Genomic DNA, 21,994 nt, shown 5'->3' with positions numbered 1-21,994 from the left:
ATCAGTCACGATCGCACCAACAGGCCGGACATATGGACGCAAGCGATCGGACCTGCTCAACCATCCAATCAACCTTGCAGGCAAAGGGCCGTCCACATATGGATGGTCGTGCCAAGCATGACCATGACGAAAGAGGCTGTATCGAGGCCGGCGCCATGACCACGATCGCGCGCATTGATACCATCCGTCTCGATATCCCGCTCGGTGATCACTATGACGGGCCGCGGGTGAAGCCGCGCGGCTGGACCCAACGCGACGTGCTGTTGGTGCGGGTCGAAACGGCTGACGGTATCGTCGGGTGGGGCGAGGCGTTCGCCTATGCCTGCGCGACCGCGACGGAAGCGGCGGTGCGCGACATGTTCGCGCCGCGCTTGATCGGCGAGGCCTGCGACGATATCGCAGCGCTGAGCCGCGAGATGCAGCGCCAGCTCCACATCCAGGGCCGCTACGGCATCACAATCTTCGCCTGGTCCGGCATCGAGATGGCGTTGTGGGACGCGGCGGCCAAGCGCACCGGCGTCTCGCTTGCCACTCTGCTCGGCGGGCGTCGGCGCGGCAGCGTGCCGGCCTATGCCAGCCTGGTGCGCTATGGCGGCGTGCGCGAGGTGCGCGACGTCGCCACCAAGGCGATCGCCGAGGGTTATCGCGACGTCAAGCTGCATGAGATCGCGTATGACCCGATCGCCGCGGGGCGCGACGCGGTCGGGCGCGACGTGCGGCTCACCACCGATGTGAACTGCAATTGGAGCATCGAGCAAGCAGAGGAGATGCTGCCGAAGATGCGCGACCTCGGTCTCTATTGGGTCGAGGAGCCGATCTGGCCGCCGGAGGATTTCAAGACCCTGGCGGACCTGGAGCAGCAGTTCGGTGTCGCATTGGCGTCTGGCGAGAATGCCTGCACGGCCTTCCAGTTCCAGGAGCTGATCCCTGCCGTCACGTTCGTGCAGCCCAGCGTCACCAAGATCGGCGGCATCCTCGAATTCATGAAGGTGGTGGATGCGGCGCGGCTGGTCGGTAAGGTGGTGATGCCGCACTCGCCCTATTTTGGCCCTGGCTGGTGGGCGACCCTGCAGCTGGCCGCGCACGCGCCGGAAATCGGCCTGATCGAATATCTCTACATCGAAAGCGCAGGGGAGGTCGGGAAGGACATCCCGCTGCCGAAAAAGGGCATGATCCACATTCCCGATACGCCAGGCCTCGGCTTCGAGCCGGACTTCGATGCGATCGACAAGTTCAGGGTAGGGTGAGGACATGCCTGGCAAGCCCCCGCTCGTTCGCACGCTCACTGGCGCGCCACCGCGTCTGAAGGCGCCGGCAGGCACCTGCGACACGCACATTCATTTCTACAGCCACGCTTATCCGGCGCTGCCCGGCACGCTCAACCCGCCCGATGCGACGGTTGGCGATTACCGGCAGGTGATGCAGTGGCTCGGCATTGACAGGGCGATCGTGGTGCAGCCCAACGCCTATGGCGACGACAACCGCGTCATTATGGCGGGTGTCAAGGCGCTCGGGCCCGATGCCCGCGCGGTCGTGGTGGTGAAGCCCGGCGTGACCGATGAGGAACTCGACCGTCTCACCAGGGAAGGCGCGTGCGGCATCCGTTTCATGAATTTGCTCGGCGGCACGCTCACCTTCGCGCAGATGGACGAGATGGCGGCGCGCGTGCAGCCCTTCGGCTGGAGCGCCGTCGTGCAGCTCGATGGCCGGACCCTACCGGAGCACGAGGCGCAGCTCCGCCGCTTAACGATGGATTACGTGATCGACCATTGCGGCAAGTTCCTGGAGCCGGTCGCGCCGGACCATGAAGCGTTCCGGACACTGCTGCGGCTTGTCGAGACCGGGCGCTGCTGGGTCAAGATCGCCGCCGCCTATGAGTTCTCGAAATCCGGCGGCCCGGCCTACGAGGACGTCGCGCGCCTGATGCGCGTACTCATCAGGCAAGCACCGGAGCGCGTCATCTGGGGCACCAACTGGCCCCACGCCATGGCGGAGAAGATCGGCTATCCCAACGACGCCGCCTTGCTCAACCTGCTGCTCGACTGGGCGCCGGACGAGGCCGTGCGGCACAAGATCCTGGTCGACAACCCGGCCAAGCTCTATGGCTTCGACGCCTGAGCCTGCGCCTGTAGCGGCTTGATCCTGCGGCAAAATTGCGCTTAGGGGCGTATCGCGGCCGAGCATCCAGAAAGCCCTTGATCAGCCGCCGCCAATCCCTTATCTGATGCGGCGGCCTGAACAGGGCCGATGCTGAGCCACGTCCCCATCGTCTAGTGGCCTAGGACACCAGCCTCTCACGTTGGTAACAGGGGTTCAAATCCCCTTGGGGACGCCATTTTCTCGCTCCGCCAGAGTGTCACCCTCGAAATTCGGAACCTCGGCTGGATTTGGCCATTGAACCCCTGCTGGCATTTCAGCGGATTTCAGCAGGTGAGGGCGGCATGGACAGCAGCGATCTCAAGGGTCTTTCCATCCTGGTTGTGGAGGACGAGCCGGTGACCGCAATCGACACCGCCTGCATGATCGTGCGGGCGGGCGGGACAGTGGTAGGCCCGGCCCATTCGCTCGATCAGGCCTTCGAGACGGTCGCGGATGCGCAGGTGGATGGCGCACTGCTCGATATCAATCTGCGGAACGAGAAGGTCTTCAGCCTGGCTGACGCGCTCGCCGACCGCGGCGTACCGATCGTCTTTGTCACCGGAGAGATCTGGCCGGTGATTCCGGACCGACACGCCGGGTGCCGGCGCATCGGCAAGCCAACCACAGAGTCGAAGGTGGTTGCAGCCCTCAGCAGTGCCATTGCCAATCAGGCTCTCGCAGTCGCGTGAGATAGCTGCGGTCACCCACGCCCGACGAACGGCATCTTGGTAGCCATGACAGTCATGAACTGCACGTTCACGTCGAGCGGCAGGTCGGCAATGTGAACGATGGCATTGGCGACATGGACCGGATCCATCGTGGCTTCTGCCATCATGGTGCCATTGGCCTGCTTGATGCCCTCGCCGATGCGCTTGGCCATCGCGGTGCGGGCATTGCCGATGTCGATCTGGCTGCAGGCGATGTCATAGGGCCGCCCGTCGAGCGAGATGCATTTGGTGAGACCGGTGATCGCGTGCTTGCTCGCCGTGTAGGGCGCGGAATCCGGCCGTGGGGCATAAGCGGAGATCGAGCCGTTGTTGATGATGCGGCCACCTTGCGGGCGCTGCGCCTTCATCTGGCGGAATGCCGCCTGCGCGCAGAGGAAGGAGCCGGTCAGATTGACGTCGATCACGCTGCGCCATTGCTCGATGGTCAAGTCTTCGAACAAGGCACCGACGCCGGTGCCGGCATTGTTGAACAGCACGTCGACGCGGCCAAAGGTCCGCACCGTCGCATCGAACAAAGCGGCGACCGAAGCCGCATCCGTGACGTCGGTCGCGACGGGCAGCGCATTCGCCGTGTAATCGGCCGCCAGGCGCACTGTCTCCTGCAGCGCATCGAGCTTGCGGCCAGCAAGTGCAACTTTGTAGCCGTGGGCGAGCAGCGCCAGCGCCGCTTCGCGCCCGATCCCAGAACCCGCACCCGTCACGACTGCGATCTTCTCCGCCGCCATGGCGTCCCTCCCCTAGCTGCTGTGGCCCACAAGCTAGCCGGCAACGCGGCTGGTGAGAAGTGCTTCGAGAGCGTGCCCGGCGTTGTTCCGTGCTAAGACGCTGCTGCGTAGTGGCGGCCTTCGGCAAACTCCTCGATCATCTTGCGACAGAAGTCCGGCAGATCATCGGGTTTGCGCGACGTCACCAGCCCGCCATCCGTCACCACGGGCTCGTCCACCCAGCGTGCGCCCGCATTGGTCAGGTCTGCCCTGAGCGAGGGCCAGGACGTCATCCTCTTGCCCTTGACGCCGCCTGCATCGATCAGCGTCCACGGTCCGTGGCAGATGGCCGCGATCGGCTTGTGCGCGCGGACAAAGCTGCGCACGAACGCAATTGCGCGCGGCTCCAGCCGCAATGCGTCGGGATTGATGACTCCACCTGGCAGGACCAGCGCCGCGTAATGCGCGACATCCGCGCTATCCAACGTGACATCGACCAGGATCCGGTCGGCCTTGTCGTGGTGCTGGAAACCCTGGATCGTTTCGGACTTGGGCGCCACAACGTGCACCTCGGCGCCGACGGACTTCAGCGCCTTCACCGGCTCGGTCAGTTCCATCTGCTCCACGCCGTCGGTCGCGAGCACGGCGATCATCTTGCCCCGTAGTTCCTGAGCCATGATCTGGTATCCTCGTGTTGGATTGCCTGATTGTTAAACCGGGTGGGAGCGAGGCCGTTCCGGCAGTTGCAACGATCGTCATGAGGCGTAGCGCCGCACTTCTTGTCTACAGACGCACTAGAGACGGGCTCCAGGTCTTCCTGGTGCATCCCGGCGGCCCGTTCTGGGCCAAGAAGGATCAGGGCGCGTGGTCGATCCCCAAGGGCGAGTTCGACGAATCCGAAGACGGCCTGGCTGCGGCCAAGCGCGAGTTTTTCGAAGAAGTCGGCCAGACGATCGACGGCGATTGTGTCGCGCTGATCCCGGTCAAGCAGAAGGGCGGCAAGATCATTTACACCTGGGCGGTCGAAGGCGATGTTGACGAGGCCGCAGTCAAGAGCAACGAATTCGAAATGGAATGGCCGCCCAGGTCGGGTCGCAAGGCGCGTTTCCCTGAGGTCGACCGGGGGCAGTGGTTTTCGATCGCGGAGGCTCGCCGGCGGCTGCTGAGCAGTCAGGTTCCGATTATCAATGAGTTGGCCGCGCGGCTGGGTGCAGGCAAGCACTGACCGGAACCGATCGGCGGATTCGGGGTTCCTTCTAACCGCATCGGTGGAGCTTCGAGGGGATGACATTCGACCAAGGCTTGGCGTTCGCAATCGTCATTGCCGCGATGGTGCTGTTCGTGTGGGGGCGGCCGCGCTACGACATGGTCGCCTGCCTGGCACTCATTGCGTCGGTCGCGACCGGGCTGGTCAGTCCGGAAGATGCCTTCAACGGGTTCAGCGACGACATCGTCATTATCGTTGGCAGCGCCCTGGTGGTGAGTGCCGCGATCGCACAGACCGGTCTGCCGGAGCTGGCGCTCCAGCGCATTTCGCGTCACCTCAATTCTACCCGGCTCCAGATCCTCGTGCTGGTCGCGACGGTCACCATCCTCTCGGCCTTCGTGAAGAATGTCGGAGCTCTCGCCCTCATGATCCCGCTGGCATTCCAGATCGCCAAGCGCTCGGGGACCTCACCTTCCTGCTTCCTGATGCCGATGTCGTTCGGCGCCTTGCTTGGCGGCCTCATGACCCAGATCGGCACATCGCCCAACATCATCGTCTCGCGGGCACGGGCGGAGATCGTCGGGACGCCTTTTTCGATGTTCGATTTCACGCCGGTGGCCGCTGCGTTGGCAGTCACGGGCGTGGTGTTCCTGATGTTCGGCTACCGCGTCCTGCCTGTCCGTACCCGCATGACCGTCTCCTTGGATGAGGCGCTCGCGGTCAAGAAGTACGTGACGGAAGCGGAGGTGGTGTGGGAATCGCCCATGGTCGGCAAGACCATCGCCGATCTTCAGGAACTGGCTCATGGTGAGGGAAAGGTGGTCGCCATCCTGAAGCCGGACGGCACACGGGTTGCGCCGCTACCCGACATTGAGCTGAATGCCGAGGACATTCTCATCCTGGAAGGCGATCCGCACGCTCTCGAGCGACTGGTCGCAGTGGGCAAGCTGAGACTGGAATCCGGCCAGCGCATGCCGGAGGCGAACCAGCCGCAAGGAGAAATCAGCAACATCGAAGCGGTGATCGGCATGAACTCGCCGCTCACGGGCCTCTCGGCGCAGGCAAGTGCGCTGTTCGAGCGGTTCGGCGTCAATCTGCTCGCCGTCAGCCGAACAGGGGAGCGGCTGACCGAGCGGCTTGGTACTATCACGCTCAGGGCCGGCGACATCATTGTGCTGCAGGGAAACCTCGCGCACATGCCTGACCGGCTCAAGGCATTGGATTGTCTGCCGCTTGCCGAGCGAACCCTGCATCTCGGCAAGGCCCGGCGGGCGCTCTTTCCGGTCCTGATCCTGATCGCCGCCATGTCGACGACGGCGCTCGGGATCGTACCGGTATCGATTGCATTCTTTACCGCTGCAGTTCTGATGGTGATGACCGGTGCGGTTACCTTGCGCCAGGTCTATCAGACCGTCGACTGGCCGATTATCATCCTGCTTGCGGCCCTGATTCCGGTCAGCGAGGCGCTGCGCGCCACCGGTGGCACCGACCTGATCGCGGGCTGGCTGTCGCATGCGGCGTCTGGCTTGCCTGTCTACGGAGCGCTGGCCCTGATCCTGGCCGCTGCGATGCTGGTGACGCCGTTCCTCAACAACGCGGCGACGGTGCTGGTGATGGCGCCGATCGCGGTGAGCTTCTCGAGCTCGCTCGGCTATCGGCCCGATGCATTCCTGATGGCGGTCGCCATTGGCGCTGGGTGCGATTTCCTGACGCCGATCGGGCATCAATGCAACACGCTGGTCATGGGGCCTGGCGGCTATCGCTTCGGCGATTACGGGCGGCTCGGCGCACCTTTGTCCCTGCTGGTCATCTTGGTGGCGGTGCCGGCCTTGCTGCTGGTCTGGCCGGTGCACTAGCCACCACCGGAAAGCTTCTTCCAGATGTGCACGCGCGTGACGGCCTCTACTACCATTGATATAGGCTAGTTGGCCCATGGACCGTTCCGTAAGGCCGGATTAACGAAGCGTCCTTACCCTATGGCGTTTCGAACAGCACGGTGGGACCACGCTGCCAATGCTCCGCGTCCATTTCGAACTGCAACAGACGCCGGCCGCGACGCGATGAACTTGCCGCCGTCATGCGCTGCCGCTCCTGACCCGTCCAGCCTGGCCGGTCCGCGCACGCATGCGACGACCGAAGAGTTCCTGTCACAGGTCGTGAACGCGGTTCAGAGTCCGGTTTTCGTGAAGGACGAGCAGTTCCGCTTCGTTTTCTTCAACGATGCATTCTGCGCGCTGCTCAGCCGGACGCGCGCGGAGCTGGTCGGCCGCACCGACTTCGACGTCGTGCCGGCCGAGCAAGCTGCGTTCTTTCAGCAGGTCGACAGCAAGGTCCTCGCCAGCGGTGCGGCGCACGAAAACGAGGAGAGGCTGACCAATCCCGAAGGCATGGATTTCTGGCTCCACACGCGCAAGTCCATGGTCGAGATGCAGGACGGCCGCCGCTACCTGGTCGGCGTGATCTCCGACATCACCGGGCGCAAGCGGATCGAACAGGATCTGTTCGCTGCGAAGGTGCAGGCTGAAGACGCCAATCGGGCGAAATCGCAGTTCCTGGCCAACATGAGCCATGAGTTGCGCACGCCCTTGAATGCGGTCATCGGCTTCTCCGAAATCATCAAGGATGAATTGCTCGGCGCGATCAACGAGCAACGCTACCGCGAGTATGCCGAGGACATTCATCGAAGCGGCGTTCATCTGCTGCAGCTCATCAACGACATCCTCGATCTCACCAAAGTCGAAGCCGGCAGATATGAGCTGAATGAGGAAGTCTGCGACATCTCGAAGGCGATCGCGGAGGGCGCCCGTCTGATGCGGGAGCTTGCGGCCAGAAAGGACCTGTGCCTGCACACGATTGTCCCTGCGGATCTCCCGTTTCTGCTGGCCGATCAGCGCTCGCTCCGGCAGATCGTTGTGAACTTCCTATCGAATGCGGTGAAGTTCACGCCACAGGGTGGCGAGATCGATGTCGGTGCCCGATTGGACGATTGCGGCACGATCGTCATCAGCGTCAGGGATACCGGAATCGGGATGAGCCCCGACGACATTCCGCGCGCCCTGAGCCCCTTTCGCCAGCTCGAGCATTCCCTGGGTCGCCGATACGAAGGGACCGGCCTGGGATTGCCGCTAGTGAAGGCGCTGATCGAGCTCCATCAAGGCAGTCTGCAGGTCGAATCCAAGCTCGGAGAGGGAACCACGGTCCACGCCCGTTTTCCCGCGCAGCGCACGGTCCATCGCTGACGTCATTGCGCCGGCGCCGCTTTCAGTGCACATCATTCGTGCGTGATCGCGGGGGACACCTTGGACGGAACGTCGACAGTCATTCTCTTCAACGGCGTCGGTAGCGTTGGCAAGTCGTCGATCGCCAAGGCGCTGCAGACCATCGCCACGGAGCCTTTCCTGCACGTGGAGATGGATGCATTCCTCAACATGATGCCGGAACGCTTCTGGGATCATCCCGATGGGCTGACTTTCGAGACCGTGATGCAGGACAGCAAGCCGACGGTCGCCATCAAGAGCGGGTCGGTCACCGAACGCACATTGCGCGGCATGCGCCATGCCGTGGCGGCGATGGCGCGCCAAGGCAATAACCTGATCATCGATGATGTCCTGCTCGAGGATGAGATGGCCGACTACATCGCTCTCCTCGCCGGATTCACGTTCCATACGGTGGGGATATTTGCACCATTGGACGTGCTGGAAGCGCGCGAGCGGGAGCGCGGCGACCGACTGATCGGCCTGGCCCGCTGGCAATATGACCGCGTCCACCAGGGCAAGCGCTACGATCTCGAACTCGATGCCAGCGCTGCCACGCCGATGCAGTGCGCGGAAGCCATCAAGGCGACGTTCGGTCTGTAAGCCGGAACCCGCGTTCACCCACGCGGTTAAGCCTGCTAGATTGTCCCATCACCGATTGCGAGGAGATTTCAGTCATGCCGACCCCTTCCGCCGATATGACCATGGGAACACCAGCACCGGCCTTTGATCTGCCGGATCCGAAGGGCCGCCGTCATGCGTCGAAGGATTTTGCGGGGGCGCCGGCGCTGCTGGTCATGTTCATCTGCAACCACTGCCCGTACGTGAAGCATCTCAAGAAGGCGCTGGTGGATTTCGCGACGAAGTATCAGGCGCGCGGACTTGCGATGGTCGCGATCAACGCCAACGACTGGTCGCGCTACGCCGACGATTCGCCGGAGAAGATGCAGGCGGACATCGACACCTATGGCTACCCATTCCCCTATCTGGTGGACGAGAGCCAGGCGGTGGCGAAGGCCTACGGCGCGGCGTGCACGCCGGAATTCTATTTGTTCGATAGCGGCCGCAAGCTGTTCTATCACGGTCGCTTCGATGACAGCACGCCGGGCAATGGCCGCCCCATCACCGGTCAAGACCTCTCCATGGCCGTCGAAGCGGCGCTGGCGGGCGAGCCCTATCCGCGGGAGCAGAGCCCGGCGATGGGCTGCTCCATCAAGTGGCGCTAAGAGCGTAGTCCGGTCAGCTAGACGCATTCTGACGGAGCGCTTTTCGGCCAGGGGAAGGAAGAGCCCGCGGCCCGTAGTGGGACTACAGGCAAGGCCTCTGACGCGGCCCTGGCCGAAAAGCGCCCGTCCTTTCGGGTTCGCCGGTGGCGGGCATCCGCGGCGTCAGGCCGCTTGGCCGTAGTCCCACTACGGCCTGCGCAGCCTTCCTACCGGCTGCCTCACCACCGGCGAACAGAATGCATCTAGCTGACCGGGCTACGCTCTCGCGCGCTACTCCGCGCGGATCACTACCAGCCGGTCGGTGCCGGATTCGGCGCCCCAGACCTCGCCCGGGCGGCCATGCAGCTGCCGGACATCGGCGTTGTCGCGGTCACTGGGAAAGCTCTTGAAGGTCTCCTTCTCAGGATCGAAGCGCACGATGGCATTGGCGCCGAAATCGGTCAGCCAGACCTTGTCCTTGTTGTCTACGTAGACGGCATAGGTTTTCGGCCCATCGCCCGGCAGGCGCCAACTGCGCCAGGTGTCCGAAGCGGGATCGTACGCAGAGACTTGGCCCGAACGCCATTCGCTGACCCAGATGCGACCTTTGGAATCTGACCAGACGCGGCGTGCCCCCTGGTCCTCCGTAGGCGGCTCGATGATCGTGGCTTTGCCGGTCTCCGCATCGATGCGCGCGATGTGGCTGCCAGCGAGGGAGGCGTAATAGACCGTGCCGTCCGGCGTCGCAGTGATGCCATACGGACCGCGCCCCTCGGGATCCTCATAGACCGACATCTTGCCCGTGGCTGGATCAAGTGAGCCGTAGATCCCGTTCTGTCCCGTGAACCACAGGACGCCGCCTTTGCCAAAGGCCGGTGTGTTGAGGTTGGCGGAGTCGTAAGAATCGGGGAGGGGGAAGGTCTTCACCTCCAACGTTGCGGGATCCACCCGCACGATGGCGTTCAGCCCGCCATCCGTCACCCACGCTGCACCATCGGGACCGACAATGACGCCGTGTGGCGCGGAGCTGTCGCCAAGCGGGATCTGTTTGACTTCTCCGCTCTTGGGATCGAGGCGCCCCAGCGCGCCTTGGCCCTGCGCTGTGTACCACACGGTGCCGTCCGGCGCCGGCGCGACGTCATGTGGCCCGGCGCCTTCCGGCACCGGAAAATACTGGGTGGTTTCGGCCTTGGTAACGGATGCTGCGGTCGCGAGGCAAACCAGCGCAGCGGAGAGTGCAACGAATCTCATCGGAATCTCCAGGGCAGAGGGCTTGGTAACACTGACATGTGTTCAGGTTGCCCGATGCGCAATAGGCCGGCGCACGGCTCGATATCGTGCAACGCAGCGCCAGTCGCCCGGTTGACCGTCATAGAGTCCTTGCGCAAGAGGAGGTTTCGTCATGCAGATCAAGGAAATCATGAACCGCGACGTCATCCTGGCCAGCCCACGTGAGACTGTTGGCGAGGTCGCGCAGATCATGGCGGAACGGGACATCGGATTCATGCCGGTCGGCGACCATGACCGTATCATCGGCATGGTCACGGACCGCGACATCGTCGTGCGTTGCCTCGCTGCCGGGAAAGGGCCGGACACAAAGATCGGCGAGGTCATGACCGAGGACGTAAAATATTGCTTCGAGGACGAGGATGTCGACCATGTCGTCGAGAACATGGGCGACAACCAGGTCCGCCGCCTCCCGGTGATGGACCGCAGCAAGCGGCTGGTGGGAATTGTCACTCTGGCCGACGCCGCGCTGGAGCACGATCCGGTGGTAGTGGGAGAAGCATTCCTGCGCGTTGTCGAGCCGGGCGGCGAGCACTGCCAGTCGGCGGCGGCCTAAGGACCTTCATTTCCCCAAACGCCGATCGACCTTTTTGATCAGAGAGTGCGCGTCGAACGGGGCGCGCACTTTCTTGTCGTTGTCGAAGTAGACGTAGACGTCGCGCGTCACGCGCGCCGGCGCCGGCTTGTCGATCACGCGCGTTCCGTCTTTGTGCTCGCTTCCTTTTGCCCAAGCCGCCAGGCGATCGGCCCAGCGCTCCAGCGCCGCATCGTCATAGCCGCTGGCGTAGAGTTCCTCCGAGCCGTGCAGCCGGCAATAAACGAAGTCGCTGGTCAGGTCCATCAGCAGCGGCCATTCGACCGTGTCGGCGGCAACCAAGCCGATGCGATACTTACGCAGGAGCTTGATGAACTCCGGGGCGATGAAGCTGTCGTGCCGGATTTCCATCGCGTGGCGCAGCTTGCGTTTCGGCCCGGGTTTCAGAAAGGCCCGGCCCGTGACTCGCGCATCGTGCCGGCGGGCGAGACGCGCCGCCTGTTCGGTATCGCGCGGCAGCAGGTGGTAGAAGGCCTCCAGTTTCTCTGCATTAAAGCGGAAGTTGGGCGGAAACTGCCACAGGATCGGGCCGAGCTTCGGGCCGAGCGCCAGCACGCCGCTGGCAAAGAAATTGGCTAGTGGCTGCTCGAACTTCACCAAACGCAGCATATGCGTGATGTAGCGTGATCCTTTGACGGCAAAGACGAAGTCCGCTGGCGTCTCGCTGCTCCAGGCCTCAAAGGATTCCGGCCGCTGTAGCGAGTAGAATGTGCCGTTGATCTCGACCGTCGCAAACTGCCGTGCGAGATAGGAGAGTTCATCCTTCTGGCGCAGACCGTCGGGATAGAACACGCCCCGCCAGCCCTCGTACCGCCAGCCTGAAACGCCGATCCGTACCTGTCCTGCCTTTGCCATGCGGAAACAACACGAGAACACACGCTGTGATCCGCACAAAAAAAGGGCCGCGCCCGGTTGCCGGGGCGCGGCGCAGAAGGGAGGCGGCGTCACTGAATGTTGGCGCCGACCACCACGTCCCACTGTTTGGTGATGGTTTCCTTGGCCTTGGCCTGCTGCTCGATGGTGGGGAAGAGAGCCGCTTCGTAGTGTTCCGCTGGCGGCAGCTTGTCGAGTAGCTCCTGCGGGACCTTTCCTCTCTTCACCAGGTCGAGGAACCGGATCGGATGGCAATAGCCCCTCAGCCAGGCGATCTGGCTTTCGTCGGAATAGAGATGTTCCATCCACAGCTTCGCCGCGTTGGGATGCGGCGCATACGCGCTGATCGCCTGCACATAGACGCCCGCGATCACACCGGTCTTCGGCACGATGGTCTTGACCTCCGGATTGCCTTTCAGCGTGTCGTTGTCGGCGAGTGACAGATAGTCCCAGCGAATGATGATCGGCGTCGTACCTTGAGCGAGCGGCGCTGCCTGGCCGCCGATCGGCACGAAGTTGCCGGCCTTGCTGAGCTCGGCAAAGAACTTCAGCCCTTCGGCGGGCGCCTTGTCCGCATCTCCGCCTGCCATGGCCAGGCCGGCTGCGAATACGCTGAGGATGGACTCGTTGGAGACGCGCGGATCCCCGCTCAACGCCACCATGTTGGCGTATTCAGGCTTCTTCAGATCGGCCCAGTCGGCCGGCGGATTCGGCACCAGATCGGCGTTCACCTCAAAGGCCAGCACGCCGTAATAGTCGCCGTACCAATATCCATCGGGATCCTTCTGATGCTCCGGGATGCTGTCCCAGGTCGAGACCTTGTACGGCTGCAGCAGACCTTCCGCCTTCGAGGAGGGCCCGAAGGACAGGCCCACGTCGATCACATCCGGGGCCTGCGGTCCCTTGTTCCCCTTGTTGGCCTTGATCGCTTCGATCTCGTCGCCCGAGCCGGCATCAGGATCAAGCTCATTGAGCTTCAGGAACGGATACTTGCTCTTGAAGTTGGCGACGACCTCCGCGTAATTGCACCAATCATGCGGCACGGCGATGATGGTGAGCTCACCCTCTTTCTTTGCCGCCTCGACCAGCTCGCTCATCGCGTCCGCCACGGCCGGGTTGTTGGCGGTGAGAAGAGCCGCGACAGAAAGCGAACCGATCGCGGCCCGCAGCAAGCACGGTTTCATGCTGTCCCTCCTTCCGAAAGCCCGTTGGTGCCGTTGGCCCGGGTTGTGCAATGTTGTGAAAATGGTCCCGTCCGACCTGCTGAGGCAGCCATCGCAGCCGAACGCGTTGTGGTTACTTCGCTGGAAATCGCTGCCGGACCCCATCTGGACGCTAGCAGGCGGCCTGTTGACCTTCAAGAGCATAAATTGCGATGTTGCACATGTGATCCGTCATAAATGCGTAACTCACCACATGCCGACTCCGGTAATTTTCGGGTATAGAGGACGGCAGGTTCAGATCAGAGGCGGGGCCATCATGAGTGGAACGCAAAGGCTATCCAAACGGGACCGGCAGCAACGGATCCTGGCGGAGCTTCGGGTTTCGGCGACCTTGCGCATTTCAGAGCTGGCGAACGAGCTCGGCGTGTCGTACGAGACCATCCGCCGCGACCTGGAGGAGATGGGGGAAAGCGGCCTCATCAACCGCACTTACGGCGGCGCCGTCGCGCGGCCGTTCGGCTTCGAGCCGGCCTGGAGCGAGCGCGCCAACGCCATGATGGCTGAGCGCGAGCAGATTGCGTCGCTCGCCATCAAGTTCGTGCAGCCGGGCGAGGTGCTGATGATCGATGCCGGCTCCACCACGCTGCATTTCGCACGACGCTTGGCGGCGGAGCTCAAGGACCTCACTGTCATCACCAACAGCTTTGCGGTTGCTCAGGCGGTGGCCACCAATCCCTCGATGACCGTCATCGCTTGCCCTGGTCGCTACGAAGTGCAGGAGGGTGGTGTCGCCGGGCCGGATTGCATCGCGTTTCTCTCCCGCTTCAATGCCAATCGCGCCGTCATCGGCGCGAGCGGTCTCACCATGGAGGGACCGAACGAAGCGAATTCCAATGCCGCCGCGGTCAAGCGCGCCATGCTCGCGCGGGCCCAGGAGCGCATGCTGCTGATCGATCACGTCAAATTCGGGCAGCCGAATCTGGAGGTCGTCTGTCCGCTGGCGGACCTCAACCGCATCGTCACCGACAAGGCACCGGCGCGCGAAATGGCGGTCGCGCTGCGTAAGGCGGAGATCGAGCTCAACTTGTAGCTGGGTGGGATCGGCTGCCCTCAAGCAGTCGATAGTGCGGCGGCATCGAAACCATGCCGCTCAATTTGCCGTGACGCCGCTTTTGACGCAGCCAATTCCCGAGAACCTGTGCTATAGGCTTCGTCCATGCGCGCGGCCACGATTCATTTGCTGACTGCTCTCCTGATCGCGATCTTCGCGATCGGCGCGCCCTTGTCTGTCCGGGCGGATTGCCTCGCGTGCCAGGATTGCACCGTCACGGCGCCAGCCGCGGATCACGCTCCCTGTCCGGAAGCAACACTGGTTTGCCAGCTCAGCCAGACTTGTGCCAGCCAGGCTCAGACCATGCTGCCGCGATCGACAGCTGGCGCTATGTGGATGCTGGCTGGCACGACATATGATCAAGCCCCAGCGGCGGCTGTCGAGCTGACCTACATCCTGCCTGAGACCGCGCCTCCACGCATCTGACCCCACGTCGTAACGGCGCGACCGAAGTTGCGCTGCGGATTCACGTCGCCGGCTCCGATATCTGCCTCGGCCGCGACTGCGAATGGGATTGTCACGATGTTCGATGTTGTTCCAAGCCGCCAAGCATTCCTGCTTGGCGCGATCATCCTGGTCTTGTTGTGCAGGCCGGCCTTCTCCGAGCCGCTTGGCGCGGATCTCCAGAGGCTGGTGGAGGCCATGGAGCGGTTTCATCCAGCGTTGAACGCCGCATCCGCGTCGCGCGATGCCGCCGCAGCGGAAATCGAGATCGCTGGCGCGCTCGACGATCCGCAGTTCGGAGCGAGCTTTGAGGATATCGATCGCGAAGATGACGGGCCATTGCCGCAGCGCGTCGGCAGTATCTTCTATTCGATCGAGCAGACGTTTCCGCTCGGGGGAAAACGCGCGCTGCGGCGAAAGATCGCCCAAGCCGGCGTTGCCGAGGCGGCGACAGAGCGCGACCAGACGTTGCTCGACCTCACGGCACAGATGAAAACTGCGTTCGCGCAACATGCCCTTGCCATTCTCACGGCCAGGACAATCCAGCAGGAAGGGGACACGTTGCGCGACCTCGCGGAGATCGCCAGGGACCGCTATGCGCAGGGGTTGGGGCGGCAGCAGGATGCGTTTGAGGCAGAGGCCGAGCTTGCGGCGTTGGAAGGTGCGTTGGCCGATGCCGAGCGTGACAGAGCGATTGCCGTCGGACGCATCAACGCGCTGATCGGCCGATCTGTGGAGTCTCCCCTGGCGCAACCGGCGGCTTTACCGCCGATCCTCGATGCCGCGGCGCTTGATACGGCAGAGCTGATTGCCCTGGCGGAGAGACGGAGTCCGGCACTCGCCGCGCGCACTGCCGCGATCGACGGCGCGAATGCTTCTCGCGACCTGGCTGAGCGGAACTGGTATCCGGACCTGACCCTGGGCGTATCGGTGGTCGATGAAGACCGCGATATCACCGGGTACGAGGCCAAGGTCGGGTTCAACATTCCTCTGCAATGGGGCCTGCGGAGATCCCAACAGGCACAGGCAAAGGCGAGACTGGCGGAGGCGAAAGCGCGGGCATCTGCTGCGCGCGTGGAGCTTTCCGCTGCAATCGTCGAAGCGCTGGAGAATCTGCGCGCCGCGAATGCACGCGAAGCGGCGATGCGGACCAAGCAGCTGCCGCGGCTTGCGGAAGCGGTGCAGGCTGCGCAGCGCGCCTATGCTGCCGATCAGGCCGATCTGGCCGATGCGATTGGCGCGGCAAGGCGCTTCAAGCAGGCAGAGATCGAACATATCGGGATGCTGTTCGAGCAGCAGACCTTGCTGGCCGAATTGGAACGTCTGGTGGGAGGCTCGCTATGAGGCCGGCTCTGTGGATTGCAAGCGGGCTGCTGCTGGTCCCACTCGCCGCGATCGGCGGCGTCTATTTGATGGGCGGGCGCTCCGCCCTCGAGCAGCTCGTTGCAGGCCATCTGCCATCCATGGGACCGGCGCCAAAAGCGCAGGCGGCCCAGGTGCCACCGCCGCCTGCGTCCATGGCAGGTGAGGGCAAGATTCTGTTCTACCGCGACCCGATGGGGCTGCCGGAGATCTCGCCAGTACAGAAGAAAGACTCCATGGGGATGGACTACATCCCGGTCTATGACACGCCCACTGGCGCTGCACCGACTAATGAGGCGCCGGGAGGCAAGGGCAAGGTCCTCTACTACCGCAATCCCATGGGCCTACCGGACATCTCCTATGAGCCCAAGAAGGACTCGATGGGGATGGATTACATCCCCGTCTACGAAAACGAAGCACAGGAGGACGGCAACGTCGTCAGGATCAGCCTGGACAAGGTGCAGAAGCTTGGCGTCGCGACGGAGGCCGCCGCAGTCCGTCGTCTCACGCGCACCATCCGTGCGACCGGAACCCTCCAGCCCGATGAATCACGACAGACGATCGTGACGGCACGGTTCGACGGCTGGGTGCAACGGCTTCACGTCGACAAGACCGGCGATATGGTCAAGCCCGGGCAGGCGGTGCTCGAACTATTCAGTCCCTCTCTGCGCCTGGCGCAGCAGGAATACATCCTGGCGCGGCGCACCGATCCGGCATTGGCGGCAGCCGCAGCACAGCGGTTGAAGACGCTTGGTCTGACGACCGCTCAGATCTCCGCATTGGAAGATGCCAGAGAGGCACCCGGGACCATTGCCGTGATCGCACCAGAAGGCGGGCAGGTGGTGGAGAAGATGGCGGTCGAAGGCGCCCGTATCATGGCCGGTGAGCCGCTCTACCGTCTGGTCGACTTCAGCCATGTGTGGGTGATTGCGGAGATCTACGAGCAGGATCTGCCCTCGGTGCAGCCGGGGCTTCCAGTCGAGGTCGAGCTCGATGCCTTTCCGGGCGAGCGATTCCAAGGGGAGGTGAGCTTCATCTATCCCAACCTGACGCCAGAGACACGAACGGCCAAGATTCGCGTGGAGCTCGGCAATGCGGACGGGCGATTGAAGGCCGATATGTATGCCGCAGTCCTCGTCTCCACCGACATGGCGAGCGCGGACGTTCTCTCCGTTCCCGAGAGTGCCATTCTCGACACCGGCAGGCGGCGAGCCGTGCTGGTGGAGCGCGGCGAAGGTCGCTACGAACCGCGGGAGGTGAGGCTCGGTCGCCGGGCCGACGGCCATGTGGAGATTCTGGAAGGCTTGACCACCGGCGAAAAGGTGGTCGTGAGCGCCAATTTCCTGATCGACGCGGAGAGCAATCTGCAGGCAGCGCTGCGCGCCTTTACAGCCGGTGACCAGCCGGCCGGCGCGCCTCAGACGGAGAGCCAGCCATGATCGCCGGGCTCATCCGCTGGTCGGCGAACAATCGCATGCTGGTCCTGCTTGGCGCGGCTTTCCTGGTTGCGTGGGGCGTCTATGCGGTCCGCAACATTCCGCTTGATGCGATACCGGACCTCTCGGACACGCAGGTCATCGTCTACACCGAATATCCCGGCCAGGCGCCGCAGGTGGTGGAGGACCAGGTCACTTATCCCTTGACCACGGCAATGATCAGCGTGCCGCGATCCAAGGCTGTGCGAGGCTTCTCCTATTTCGGCGTCTCCTTCGTCTACATCATTTTCGAGGACGGCACGGATATCTATTGGGCGCGCAGCCGGGTCCTCGAGTATCTGAACTTCGCGCAACGCAACCTGCCGATAGGCGTGACGCCGTCGCTCGGTCCTGACGCGACGGGTGTCGGCTGGATCTACCAATATGTCGTGCAAGGCGCGCATCAATCACTGGCCCAACTGCGGTCCGTGCAGGATTGGTTCGCGCGATACCAAATCGCCAAAGCGCCCGGCGTCGCCGAGGTCGCGAGCGTCGGTGGATTCACCCAGCAATATCAGGTGGTCGTCGATCCACAACGCTTGCGCGCCTACGGCATCTCCTTGAAGCAGGTACGCGACGCAATCCGCGACAGCAACATGGATGTCGGTGGCCGCACGGTCGAGCTGACCGAAGCCGAGTATGTGGTGCGCGGCCGCGGCTATCTGCGCAGCATCGAGGATCTGAAACAGGTCGTGCTGAAGGTCGAGAACGGCACTCCCGTGCTGCTGCAGGACGTCGCGCGGGTCGAGCTTGGTCCCGATGAGCGCCGCGGCATCACTGAGCTGAACGGTGAAGGTGAAGCGGTCGGCGGCATCGCCTTGCAGCGCTTCGGCGAGAATGCGCTCGATGTGATCGGGAACGTCAAGGGCAAGATCGAGGAGATCGCGAAGGGGCTGCCAGAGGGCGTATCGATCCAGGCCGTCTACGACCGATCGGACCTTATCTTCCGGGCAATCGACAATCTCAAGCGCACGCTGATCGAGGAGAGCATCGTCGTTGCCCTGGTGTGCTTCGTGTTCCTGCTGCATGTGCGCAGCGCGCTCGTCGCCATCATAATGCTGCCGATCGGCGTGCTGATGGCGATGATCGTCATGCAACTGCTCGGCGTCAGCTCCAACATCATGAGCCTGGGTGGCATTGCGATCGCGATCGGCGCCATGATCGATGCCGCCATCGTCATGATCGAGAACGCGCACAAGCACCTGGAGCACGCGCCACCGGGCAAGTCGCGCGCTCAGGTCATCATCGATGCCGCCGTAGAAGTCGGACCGGCGCTGTTCTTCAGCCTCCTGATCATCACGGTATCGTTCCTGCCGGTGTTCGCGCTGGAGGCGCAGGAGGGCCGCCTGTTTCATCCCCTGGCTTTCACCAAGACCTTTGCGATGGCCGGCGCGGCGCTGTTGTCCGTCACCTTGGTGCCGGTGCTGATGCTGATCTTTGTGCGCGGCCGGATCGTGCCGGAAGCCAAGAACCCGCTGAACCGGCTGCTGATCTTGCTGTATCGACCAATCATCCGCCTGGTGCTGCGAGCGAAGACCGTGACCATCCTGTCGGCTCTGGTCGCGCTGGCGGCGACCTGGATTCCGATCAAGCATCTCGGCTCGGAGTTCATGCCGAACCTGAACGAAGGAACCTTGATGTTCATGCCGACGACCTTGCCGGGCTTGTCGGTCACCAAGGCGGCGGAACTGCTGCAGACCCAGAACAAGATCATTAAGTCGTTTCCGGAGGTGGAGTCGGTCTTCGGCAAGGCCGGCCGCGCGGCGACGGCGACGGACCCGGCACCGACGGAAATGGTCGAGACCATCATCAATCTGAAACCTGAATCGGAATGGCCGGCCGGCACGACCATCGACAGCCTGATCGCCAAGATGGACGACGCTTTGCAGCTGCCCGGCGTCAGCAATGCCTGGACTATGCCGATCAAGGCGCGCATCGATATGTTGTCGACCGGTATCCGGACGCCGGTCGGAATCAAGGTGATCGGCAATGACCTCGCCGAGATGGAACGGTTGGCGAAGCAGATCGAGGCGGTGGTGCGCACAGTGCCCGGCACCACCAGCGCGTTTGCGGAGCGCATCGGCGGCAGCTACTACCTCAACATCATCCCGGATCGTGCCGCGCTGGCGCGCAACGGTATCGCGGTTGCCGATTTCCAGGAAGCCATCGGCATGGCGCTGGGTGGAGAGGCGGTGACGACGACCGTCGAAGGCAGGCAGCGCTACAGCGTCAACCTGCGCTATCCACGCGGCCTGCGCAGCGATCCGGACGCGATCAATCGGGTGCTGATCGACAGCCCGACCGGTGCCGCCATCCCCCTCGGGCAGCTGGCGAAGGTCGAGCTCTCGCAGGGTCCTTCGACTATCCGCACCGAGAACGCGCTGCTGGCGCTCTACATCTTCATCGATATCCGCGGGCGCGACCTCGGCGGCTATGTAGCCGAAGCCAAGCGCGCTGTCGAACAGCAGGTACGCTTTCCGCCCGGCTATTTCATCACCTGGAGCGGCCAGTTCGAATATCTGGAGCGGGCAAAGGCGCGCCTGGCGGTGGTCGTGCCGGTCACGCTGCTGATCATCTTCCTGCTGCTCTATCTCAACTTCCGGCGACTGACAGAGACCATGATCGTCATGCTCTCGCTGCCGTTCGCGTTGGTCGGCGGCTTCTGGCTCATGTACTGGATGGGCTTCAACATGAGCGTCGCCGTCGCTGTCGGTTTCATCGCGCTCGCCGGAGTCGCGGCCGAGACCGGGGTCGTCATGCTGATCTATTTGGACAATGCGCTGAAGGAAATGACAGAATGGCGCACCACCGAGGGCCAGAATCTGACCCGGGCAGATCTCTATAGCGCCGTCATGGAGGGCGCGGTCGAGCGCGTGCGTCCAAAGATGATGACCGTCGTCGCCATCATGGCTGGCCTGTTGCCGATCCTGTGGAGCGATGGCACCGGCTCGGAAGTCATGCAGCGCATCGCCGTGCCGATGATCGGCGGCATGGTGTCATCGACCATCCTGACGCTGGTCGTCATCCCGGCGGTCTATGCGCTTGTCAAAGGCTTCAACCTCGAAAAGGTTCCGGCGTCGGAGATGGCGCCGGCGGCCTAGTAGCGGGCGGCAGGCAGCAGCTCGTCGATGACCTTGAGCCAGGCGGGCAGACAGATCCGCTTCTGGTCGTAGTGCTGGAGCACGGTCTGGCGCGCGGCCGTCCGCAATTCGGTGAAGCGCGCCGGATGCAGGCAGGCGTCGATCAAGGTCTTCGACAATGCGCCAACGTCGAAGAAGTCGACCAGCAGGCCGTTGACGCCGTGCTCGATGACGTCACGCACCGGCGGCGTGTCGGAACCGACGAAGACGCATTCGCAAGCCATGGCTTCCAGCGCGGACCAGGACAGCACGAACGGGTAGGTGTAGTAGACGTGCGCCCACGACAAGGAGAGCGCGGTGAGCATCGTCTCGTGCGGCACGGGACCGGTGAACAGAACGCGCTGGGGATCCAGCCGATCGCCCACCTCCTTCATCATGTGGCTGCGCCAAGTTCCGCCTTCCGGCGCGGCCGCGCCATAGCCTGCGGTCTTCTCGCTGCCGATCATGAGCACGGTCGCGTTCGGCACGGCCCGCAGTAACTCCGGCAGCGCTCGCATCATGATGTGGAAGCCGCGCATCGGCTCGAACACACGGTTGATGAAGGTGACGATCGGGGTCGAGCCGTCCAGCTCCCCTGTGTCGCCGAGCTTCAGCTTGGCACAGGCACGGCGGTAGATACGGTCAGTGTCGATGCCCTCGTGGATGATCAGCGCCCGGTCCCGCAGCGCCGGCGGGAATGCGCTCGCCTGGAACGGCGTCGGACAGATGATGTGATCCGCTTCTGCATAGGACATTGCCATCACGGCATTCTTGGCGTGGACCCTGAAGGCATCCACCGCCCCGCCGTCCTGGAACTCGGGGTCGAAGCCCACATCGCCGCCCTTGGCCTTGTAATAGAACTCGCCGACCAGGATCTGCCGGGCGTCCGGAAATATCTCCTTCATGAGGGTCACTTCGCCCCAGGCGGGATGGCCGATGATGAGGTCCGGCTCGAAGCCGCTCTCCTTCAACTGAATGGCGCAATCCGCGGCGGCTCGTCCGCGGATCAAGTCCGCCTCTGCGCGCACCGCCAGGTCCAGGATTCCTGGGGTGGAGGAGCGGTTGCTCTTCCAGAGCAGCAGCGGAATGCCCTCGACCTGACGCCCGCCTTGGGCAATGGCGACGCATTGATGGCTGGCGGCCTTCAACGATGGCAGGAGGAATTCGAAGCGACCGGGGAAGTTGTTATGGACGAATAGGATTTTTGCCATTCGTTGCGTAATCGTCCGCATGTCGGGATCAGCACTTTCTCCTCTTCCACGCACCGGGGTCAAGGCAGGCCATCGATCGCGGCTTGGTCATTCGCGGCTTGACAAGGGCGCTGGTTA

The 21,994-nt window shown here is 63.3% G+C and carries 20 protein-coding genes and 1 tRNA gene; 15 read left to right on the top strand and 6 right to left on the bottom strand.

The window, feature by feature from the left end; all coding sequences use genetic code 11:
• Window positions 1–155 precede the first annotated feature (155 nt).
• From DTX69_RS28015 to DTX69_RS28000, 4 genes are all read left to right on the top strand, one after another.
• Window positions 156–1,247 (top strand): mandelate racemase/muconate lactonizing enzyme family protein, encoded by a 1,092-nt coding sequence (locus DTX69_RS28015; protein WP_162917638.1) that lies wholly within the window; start codon window positions 156–158, stop codon window positions 1,245–1,247.
• A 4-nt stretch (window positions 1,248–1,251) separates the two neighbouring features.
• Window positions 1,252–2,118 (top strand): amidohydrolase family protein, encoded by an 867-nt coding sequence (locus DTX69_RS28010; protein ID WP_119304890.1) that lies wholly within the window; start codon window positions 1,252–1,254, stop codon window positions 2,116–2,118.
• A 141-nt stretch (window positions 2,119–2,259) separates the two neighbouring features.
• Window positions 2,260–2,335: transfer RNA gene (locus tag DTX69_RS28005), tRNA-Glu, on the top strand.
• A 106-nt stretch (window positions 2,336–2,441) separates the two neighbouring features.
• The gene (locus tag DTX69_RS28000; protein WP_119304889.1) at window positions 2,442–2,828 is read left to right on the top strand and encodes a response regulator; all 387 of its coding nucleotides are present in this window, start codon (window positions 2,442–2,444) and stop codon (window positions 2,826–2,828) included.
• Between the two features lie 11 nt (window positions 2,829–2,839).
• Here DTX69_RS28000 and DTX69_RS27995 read toward each other — a convergent pair whose 3' ends face one another.
• Window positions 2,840–3,592 (bottom strand): SDR family oxidoreductase, encoded by a 753-nt coding sequence (locus DTX69_RS27995; protein WP_119304888.1) that lies wholly within the window; start codon window positions 3,590–3,592, stop codon window positions 2,840–2,842.
• A 92-nt stretch (window positions 3,593–3,684) separates the two neighbouring features.
• The gene (locus tag DTX69_RS27990; RefSeq protein ID WP_119304887.1) at window positions 3,685–4,248 is read right to left on the bottom strand and encodes a type 1 glutamine amidotransferase domain-containing protein; all 564 of its coding nucleotides are present in this window, start codon (window positions 4,246–4,248) and stop codon (window positions 3,685–3,687) included.
• Window positions 4,249–4,328: 80 nt separating this feature from the next.
• Here DTX69_RS27990 and DTX69_RS27985 point away from each other — a divergent pair, with 80 nt between their 5' ends.
• The 5 genes from DTX69_RS27985 to DTX69_RS27965 all read left to right on the top strand — a co-directional run bounded on the left by DTX69_RS27985 (window position 4,329) and on the right by DTX69_RS27965 (window position 9,258).
• On the top strand, window positions 4,329–4,796 hold the full coding sequence (locus DTX69_RS27985) for an NUDIX domain-containing protein (RefSeq protein ID WP_119304886.1): 468 nt from the start codon (window positions 4,329–4,331) through the stop codon (window positions 4,794–4,796).
• Between the two features lie 59 nt (window positions 4,797–4,855).
• Entirely contained in the window at window positions 4,856–6,634 is a 1,779-nt protein-coding gene (locus DTX69_RS27980) for an SLC13 family permease (protein WP_119304885.1), read from the top strand.
• A gap of 204 nt (window positions 6,635–6,838) precedes the next feature.
• Entirely contained in the window at window positions 6,839–8,017 is a 1,179-nt protein-coding gene (locus DTX69_RS27975) for a sensor histidine kinase (RefSeq protein ID WP_162917637.1), read from the top strand.
• 60 nt (window positions 8,018–8,077) lie between these two features.
• Window positions 8,078–8,635, top strand: coding sequence for a chloramphenicol phosphotransferase CPT family protein (locus DTX69_RS27970; protein ID WP_119304895.1), 558 nt, complete (start codon window positions 8,078–8,080; stop codon window positions 8,633–8,635).
• 74 nt (window positions 8,636–8,709) lie between these two features.
• Window positions 8,710–9,258, top strand: coding sequence for a thioredoxin family protein (locus DTX69_RS27965; protein WP_119304883.1), 549 nt, complete (start codon window positions 8,710–8,712; stop codon window positions 9,256–9,258).
• Window positions 9,259–9,528: 270 nt separating this feature from the next.
• Here DTX69_RS27965 and DTX69_RS27960 read toward each other — a convergent pair whose 3' ends face one another.
• The gene (locus tag DTX69_RS27960; RefSeq protein ID WP_119304882.1) at window positions 9,529–10,488 is read right to left on the bottom strand and encodes a Vgb family protein; all 960 of its coding nucleotides are present in this window, start codon (window positions 10,486–10,488) and stop codon (window positions 9,529–9,531) included.
• A 151-nt stretch (window positions 10,489–10,639) separates the two neighbouring features.
• Here DTX69_RS27960 and DTX69_RS27955 point away from each other — a divergent pair, with 151 nt between their 5' ends.
• Window positions 10,640–11,080, top strand: a complete 441-nt coding sequence (locus tag DTX69_RS27955) for a CBS domain-containing protein (protein ID WP_119304881.1) — start codon at window positions 10,640–10,642, stop codon at window positions 11,078–11,080.
• 6 nt (window positions 11,081–11,086) lie between these two features.
• Here the strand turns inward: DTX69_RS27955 and DTX69_RS27950 are convergent, their stop codons facing one another.
• Both DTX69_RS27950 and DTX69_RS27945 read right to left on the bottom strand, forming a co-directional pair.
• Window positions 11,087–11,974 carry a DUF72 domain-containing protein gene (locus DTX69_RS27950; protein ID WP_119304880.1) on the bottom strand — a complete coding sequence of 296 codons (888 nt, stop codon included), beginning with the start codon at window positions 11,972–11,974 and terminating at the stop codon, window positions 11,087–11,089.
• A gap of 89 nt (window positions 11,975–12,063) precedes the next feature.
• On the bottom strand, window positions 12,064–13,176 hold the full coding sequence (locus DTX69_RS27945; protein WP_119304879.1) for an ABC transporter substrate-binding protein: 1,113 nt from the start codon (window positions 13,174–13,176) through the stop codon (window positions 12,064–12,066).
• A 295-nt stretch (window positions 13,177–13,471) separates the two neighbouring features.
• Between DTX69_RS27945 and DTX69_RS27940 the strand changes: the two genes are divergently transcribed.
• From DTX69_RS27940 to DTX69_RS27920, 5 genes are all read left to right on the top strand, one after another.
• Entirely contained in the window at window positions 13,472–14,245 is a 774-nt protein-coding gene (locus DTX69_RS27940; RefSeq protein ID WP_162917636.1) for a DeoR/GlpR family DNA-binding transcription regulator, read from the top strand.
• A 126-nt stretch (window positions 14,246–14,371) separates the two neighbouring features.
• Window positions 14,372–14,692 carry a hypothetical protein gene (locus DTX69_RS27935; protein WP_119304877.1) on the top strand — a complete coding sequence of 107 codons (321 nt, stop codon included), beginning with the start codon at window positions 14,372–14,374 and terminating at the stop codon, window positions 14,690–14,692.
• A gap of 96 nt (window positions 14,693–14,788) precedes the next feature.
• On the top strand, window positions 14,789–16,054 hold the full coding sequence (locus DTX69_RS27930; RefSeq protein ID WP_119304876.1) for a TolC family protein: 1,266 nt from the start codon (window positions 14,789–14,791) through the stop codon (window positions 16,052–16,054).
• Window positions 16,051–17,511, top strand: a complete 1,461-nt coding sequence (locus DTX69_RS27925; protein WP_119304875.1) for an efflux RND transporter periplasmic adaptor subunit — start codon at window positions 16,051–16,053, stop codon at window positions 17,509–17,511. The genes DTX69_RS27930 and DTX69_RS27925 overlap by 4 nt, the downstream gene beginning before the upstream one ends.
• A complete protein-coding gene (locus tag DTX69_RS27920; RefSeq protein ID WP_119304874.1) occupies window positions 17,508–20,648 on the top strand; it encodes an efflux RND transporter permease subunit in 3,141 nt (1,046 codons plus the stop codon). Before DTX69_RS27925 ends, DTX69_RS27920 begins: the two co-directional genes overlap by 4 nt.
• On the opposite strand, the gene DTX69_RS27915 is transcribed toward DTX69_RS27920, so the two are convergent.
• Complete coding sequence (locus tag DTX69_RS27915; protein ID WP_119304873.1) at window positions 20,645–21,877, bottom strand: glycosyltransferase; 1,233 nt, start codon at window positions 21,875–21,877, stop codon at window positions 20,645–20,647. The genes DTX69_RS27920 and DTX69_RS27915 overlap by 4 nt on opposite strands.
• Window positions 21,878–21,994 lie beyond the last annotated feature (117 nt).

Source organism: Dongia deserti (genome assembly GCF_003574735.1).
Lineage (GTDB): Bacteria > Pseudomonadota > Alphaproteobacteria > Dongiales > Dongiaceae > Dongia_A > Dongia_A deserti.
This window is presented reverse-complemented; position numbering and strand designations above follow the sequence as displayed.